General features: G+C 72.5%; 4 protein-coding genes. 1 reads left to right on the forward strand and 3 read right to left on the reverse strand.

Annotation, left to right across the window (positions count from 1 at the left end; all coding sequences use genetic code 11):
* Positions 1-66: 66 nt before the first annotated feature.
* The gene (locus EEJ42_RS34540) at positions 67-342 is read right to left on the reverse strand and encodes an SH3 domain-containing protein (protein ID WP_184503419.1); all 276 of its coding nucleotides are present in this window, start codon (positions 340-342) and stop codon (positions 67-69) included.
* 145 nt (positions 343-487) lie between these two features.
* Here EEJ42_RS34540 and EEJ42_RS34545 point away from each other — a divergent pair, with 145 nt between their 5' ends.
* A complete protein-coding gene (locus EEJ42_RS34545; RefSeq protein WP_123106101.1) occupies positions 488-2,698 on the forward strand; it encodes a protein kinase domain-containing protein in 2,211 nt (736 codons plus the stop codon).
* A 49-nt stretch (positions 2,699-2,747) separates the two neighbouring features.
* On the opposite strand, the gene ilvD is transcribed toward EEJ42_RS34545, so the two are convergent.
* Both ilvD and EEJ42_RS34555 read right to left on the reverse strand, forming a co-directional pair.
* Positions 2,748-4,598 carry a dihydroxy-acid dehydratase gene (gene ilvD / locus EEJ42_RS34550; protein WP_123106103.1) on the reverse strand — a complete coding sequence of 617 codons (1,851 nt, stop codon included), beginning with the start codon at positions 4,596-4,598 and terminating at the stop codon, positions 2,748-2,750.
* Positions 4,599-4,741: 143 nt separating this feature from the next.
* Positions 4,742-5,341: TetR/AcrR family transcriptional regulator (locus tag EEJ42_RS34555; RefSeq protein WP_148082131.1), on the reverse strand; the 600-nt coding region annotated here is incomplete at its 5' end.

Raw genomic sequence — 5,341 nt, forward strand, 5'->3', positions numbered from 1 at the left:
CCGGCGCATCCCGCGCCGGGGGCCCGGGGCTTTTCGCCGGGCGTGCGGGTCACCCGATGCCGCGGTTCAGCCGCAGGAGACGGTGACGAAGCCGTCGCTTCCCGTCTTCACGTACGCGTCGGAGACGTACTGCCCCGGCGCGATGCAGTCCCAGACGTCCGTCGAGCCGTACGGACCGGACACCCGCTGACCGTGCGTCTGACAGCGGATCGACACACGGGTGTTGGCCGGCAGCTTCTTGACCAGGGTGTAGCCCGTGCCGGGACCGCTGCGGACATTCACCTGGTAGCCGGGCGCGGTCGGGTACGTGACGGCTTGCGCGACAGTGTCTTCGATGGCCATGTGGCCTCTCCCCCGTTGAACTACGTTCCGACGTAGTGCACATGTCGGATTAAGTGACACGACATGCGGAGGTTAACAAGCTTCGTACGCACCATCGACTAGGCTCGCCGAGTCGCTTAGCGGTCCGAATACACGGGGGTGGGGCATGCCGCCGGGGCGCGGAGCCGGGACGGGACCGGAAACGGAAGATCCCGAGTACGCCGGGCAGTATCGGCTGGAAGCACGCCTCGGCTCCGGGGGCATGGGCGTCGTCCACCTGGCCCGTTCGGCGTCGGGACGACGGCTCGCGGTGAAGGTCGTGCATGCCGAGTTCGCCGAAGACCCGGAGTTCAGGGCGCGGTTCCAGCAGGAGGTGGCGGCCGCGCGGCGGGTCAGCGGAGCGTTCACGGCGCCCGTCGTGGACGCCGACCCGGAGGGCGTGCGGCCCTGGATGGCCACCACGTACATCCCCGGCCCGACCCTCGCCGAACACGTCAAGCGGAACGGCTCGTTGAGCCCGGACGAGGTGGTGGCGCTGGCGGCCGGGCTCGCGGAGGCGCTGCGCGACATCCATCGGGTGGGCGTCGTCCACCGCGATCTGAAGCCGAGCAACGTGCTGCTCGCGGCGGACGGGCCGAAGGTCATCGACTTCGGGATCTCCCGGCCGTCGGACAGCGAACTGCGCACCGAGACGGGCAAGTTGATCGGCACGCCGCCGTTCATGGCGCCCGAGCAGTTCCAGCGGCCGCGGGCGGTGGGTCCGGCGGCGGATGTGTTCGCGCTGGGGTCGCTGCTGGTGCACGCGGCGACGGGGCGGGGGCCGTTCGAGTCCGAGAGTCCGTACATCGTGGCGTACCAAGTGGTGCACGACGAGGCGGATCTGGCGGGCGTGCCGGACGAGCTGCTGCCGCTGATCGAGCGCTGCCTGGCCAAGAACCCGGCGGAACGGCCCTCCCCGGATGCCCTGATGACCGTGTTGCGGGCGGTCCGCGGGCCCCAGCCGCCGGAGGCGCGGGGGCCCGTCCCGGTGGCGCTTCCGGCGCAGCGGGTGGCGGAGCCGGTCGTGACGCCCGAGCCTGAGGTGGCACCCGAGCCCGAGGTGGTACCCGAGGCCGCGTCCGAGCCCGAGGAGACGGACGCGCCCGCGCCGCGGGGGCGTCGGGGTGTGCGGCGGTGGATTCCGGCGGCGCTCGCCGCGCTGGTCCTGCTGGGCGCGGGCACCGTCGTGGGGCTGCGTCAGCTGAACGAGCGGGAGTCCGGCGCGGAGCGGCAGCCGCAGAACAGCGCCGCCGCCACCACGTGGCGGCCGTGGGAGCGGGAGCTGCGCGGCGGCGCGACCGGGGCGGCGGCCAAGGGGGCGCGGCCCGCGTCCTGTTCGTACGGGGACGGCGCGCTGTACTGCGCGGCGCGCGGCGTCCAGGCCGCCCGGATCGACCCCGCCGACGGCCGGGTGGTGTGGTCGCGCCCGGCAGCCACGAGCCGCCCCGGCGAGGGCACGCCCGCGGCGCCGGTCCCGGCGGGCGGTCTGGTGCGGGTGATGTCGCCGGACGGGACGCGGCTGGAGGCGCTGGATCCGCGGACGCACCGGGTGCGGTGGAGCCGTGAGGTGTCCGCGTACGGCGGCCGGGTGTACTCGGCGGGCGACACGGTACTGCTGGTCGCGGCGGACGGCACCGTCACGGCGGTGAACGGGACGACGAACCGGGAGCGTTGGAGCCATCCGCTGCCCGGGCACGCGGAGCCGAGCTTCTTCTCTTACGGCGACGGCCGCACCGCGTACGCCCTCACCACCGCACCGGACGGTGGGCACACCCTGGTCACGGCCATCGACACGGTGCGCGGTACGACGCGCTGGCACCGCTCGCTCTCCGGCACCCTCACCCCCGTCGGGGCGGGCCCGGACGGCGTCCTCCAGCTGACCGAGGCCGACGACCGGAGCCGTACCGTCGCCGTCGTCCGCTACGACCCGGCGCGGCGGGCGGAGCGGCGGTCCGACCTGACCGCGCCGGTGTCCCTGAGCAGCGGCACCGTGCGGGGCGACCGGGTGTATCTGCTGGGCGAGGACGGCGGGTTGGTGGCCGTCGACACCGCGCGCGGGGCCCAGCGGTGGCGGATGGAGACCTCGGTGGCCAACGCCTCACCGCTGGTGGCCTCGGGCGAGCGGCTGTACTTCTCGTCGGCGGACGGCCGACTGCTCGCCGTGGACACGCGGCGCGCCCGCCTGCTCGGCCAGACCCGCCCCCGCGCGGACCGCTCCGGCGGCCAGGGCTTCCTGGCCCTGATGCCCGCGCCGGTGACGGCGGCGGGCAAGGTGTTCGCGACGGCCCCGGACGGCACGGTGTTCGGCGTGGACGCCCGGGACCCGGCGCGCTGGTGAGATCCGGCGCGCCGGTGAACAATCCGCGTCGGAACTATCCGCGTCGGAACTATCCGAGTCGCGTGATGTCCCGCACGGCGCCCTTGTCCGCGCTGAGGGCCATCGCCGCGTAGGCGCGCAGGGCGGTGGAGACCTTGCGCTCGCGGTTCTTCGGGGCGTAGACGCCGCCGAGGGCCTCGCGGCGGGTGGCCAACTCCTCCTCGGGGACGAGGAGTTCCATCGTGCGGGCCGGGATGTCGATGCGGATCCGGTCGCCGTCCTCGACCAGGGCGATGGTGCCGCCCGAGGCCGCCTCGGGGGAGGCGTGGCCGATGGACAGGCCCGAGGTGCCGCCGGAGAAGCGGCCGTCGGTGATCAGCGCGCAGGCCTTGCCCAGGCCCCGGCCCTTGAGGAAGGAGGTGGGGTAGAGCATTTCCTGCATGCCGGGGCCGCCCTTGGGGCCCTCGTAGCGGATGACGACGACGTCGCCCTCCTTGACCTGCTTGTTCAGGATCCGCTCGACGGCCTCCTCCTGCGACTCGCAGACGACGGCCGGGCCTTCGAAGGTCCAGATCGACTCGTCGACGCCCGCGGTCTTCACGACGCAGCCGTCCTCGGCGAGGTTGCCGTAGAGGACGGCGAGGCCGCCCTCGGTGGAGTAGGCGTGTGCGATGTCGCGGATGCAGCCGCCTTCGGCATCGGTGTCCAGGGTGTCCCAGCGCTCGGACTGGGAGAAGGCGGTCGCGGAGCGGACGCAGCCGGGGGCGGCGTGGAACAGTTCGACGGCCTCGGTGGACGGCGAACCGCCCCGGATGTCCCACTGCTTGAGCCAGTCGGCGAGCGAGTCGGAGTGCACGGAGTGCACGTCCTCGTTGAGGAGGCCCCCGCGGTACAGCTCGCCGAGGATGGCGGGGATGCCGCCGGCCCGGTGGACGTCCTCCATGTAGTACACGCCGCCGGGGGCGATGTTGGGCGCGACCTTGGACAGGCAGGGCACCCGGCGGGAGATCCCGTCGATGTCCTGCATGTCGAAGTCGAGCGCGGCCTCCTGGGCGGCGGCCAGCAGGTGGAGGATCGTGTTGGTGGAGCCGCCCATGGCGATGTCGAGGGCCATGGCGTTCTCGAAGGCGGCGCGGGAGCCGATGGCGCGCGGCAGGACGGTCTGGTCGTCCTGCTCGTAGTGGCGCTTGGTGATCTCCACGACCGTGCGCCCGGCCGTCTCGTACAGCTCCTTGCGGGCGGTGTGGGTGGCCAGCACCGAGCCGTTGCCCGGCAGGGCGAGACCGATCGCCTCGGTGAGGCAGTTCATCGAGTTGGCGGTGAACATGCCGGAGCAGGAGCCGCAGGTCGGACAGGCGTTGTCCTCGATGAGGGCGATGTCCTCGTCCGAGACCTTGTCGTTGACGGCCTCGGAGATGGCGGTGATCAGGTCGAGCTTGCGGACCGTGCCGTCGACCAGGGTCGCGCGGCCGGACTCCATGGGGCCGCCGGAGACGAAGACGGTCGGGATGTTGAGCCGCATCGCGGCCATCAGCATCCCGGGCGTGATCTTGTCGCAGTTGGAGATGCAGATCAGCGCGTCCGCGCAGTGCGCCTCGACCATGTACTCGACGGAGTCGGCGATCAGGTCGCGGGAGGGGAGGCTGTAGAGCATCCCGCCGTGGCCCATCGCGATGCCGTCGTCGACGGCGATGGTGTTGAACTCGCGCGGGATGCCGCCCGCCGCGTGGACCGCCTCGCTGACGATCCGGCCGACGGGCTGGAGGTGGGTGTGGCCGGGAACGAACTCGGTGAAGCTGTTGGCCACGGCGACGATCGGCTTGCCGAAGTCCTCACGCGCTACGCCGGAAGCCTGCATAAGGGCGCGGGCGCCCGCCATGTTGCGGCCGTGGGTGACGGTGCGAGACCTCAGCTCGGGCACGGTACTCGGCTCCCTCGTAAGTGCGTCCTGCGAATCGGACCTATGGATCGGATCGGAGTCTTCTGACTCTACGCCTGTGCGGCGCGAATCCCGATGCGGTGTCCGGATCCAGAGACAGGCGGCTCACAGTGCGGAATCACGGGCTACTTCTCGGTGAGATACCGCTGGAGCGTCGGCCCCACCATGGCGACGATCTCGTCCACGGTCGCCGAGGCCACCGGCTCCATCTTGATCACGTACCGCAGCATCGCGACCCCGATGATCTGGGCGGCCGCGAGCTGGGCCCGGAACTTCGGGTCCGGCACGTCCAGGTCGCGCGCCATCCGCATCAGCAATCGCCGCTCGATCAGCCCGCGCAGGACGGCGGCGGCCGTCTCGTTCGTGAGCGCGGAGCGCATCACCGCCAGCAGGGGCAGCCGGGAGACCGGGTTCTCCCAGGTGGCGAAGAAGTAGCGGGCCATCCGCTCGCCCGCGCCCTCCGGGCTGCCGGCGTGCACAGCGTCCGGGGCGCCCATGGCGGGCGCCAGGATGAGTTCGATCGCGGCGCCGAAGACCTGCTCCTTGGTGCCGAAGTAGTGGTGCACCAGCGCCGGGTCCACCTCGGCGGCCTTGGCGATGCCGCGGATCGAGGTCTTGTCGTAGCCGCGCTCGGCGAACTCGTTGCGCGCCGCGGTCAGGATCCGGTCGCGGGCCCCGGGTCCGTCGGCCGCGCTGCCGCGGGCGGGGCGGCCGCGGCCGCGCCG

This window comes from Streptomyces botrytidirepellens (assembly GCF_003721215.1).
GTDB lineage: Bacteria > Actinomycetota > Actinomycetes > Streptomycetales > Streptomycetaceae > Streptomyces > Streptomyces himastatinicus.

Bases quoted from the DNA above. Each gene is read 5' to 3' on its own strand.
- EEJ42_RS34540 (WP_184503419.1), bottom strand. From the start codon at position 342: ATGGCCATCGAAGACACTGTCGCGCAAGCCGTCACGTACCCGACCGCG.
- EEJ42_RS34545 (WP_123106101.1), top strand. From the start codon at position 488: ATGCCGCCGGGGCGCGGAGCCGGGACGGGACCGGAAACGGAAGATCCC.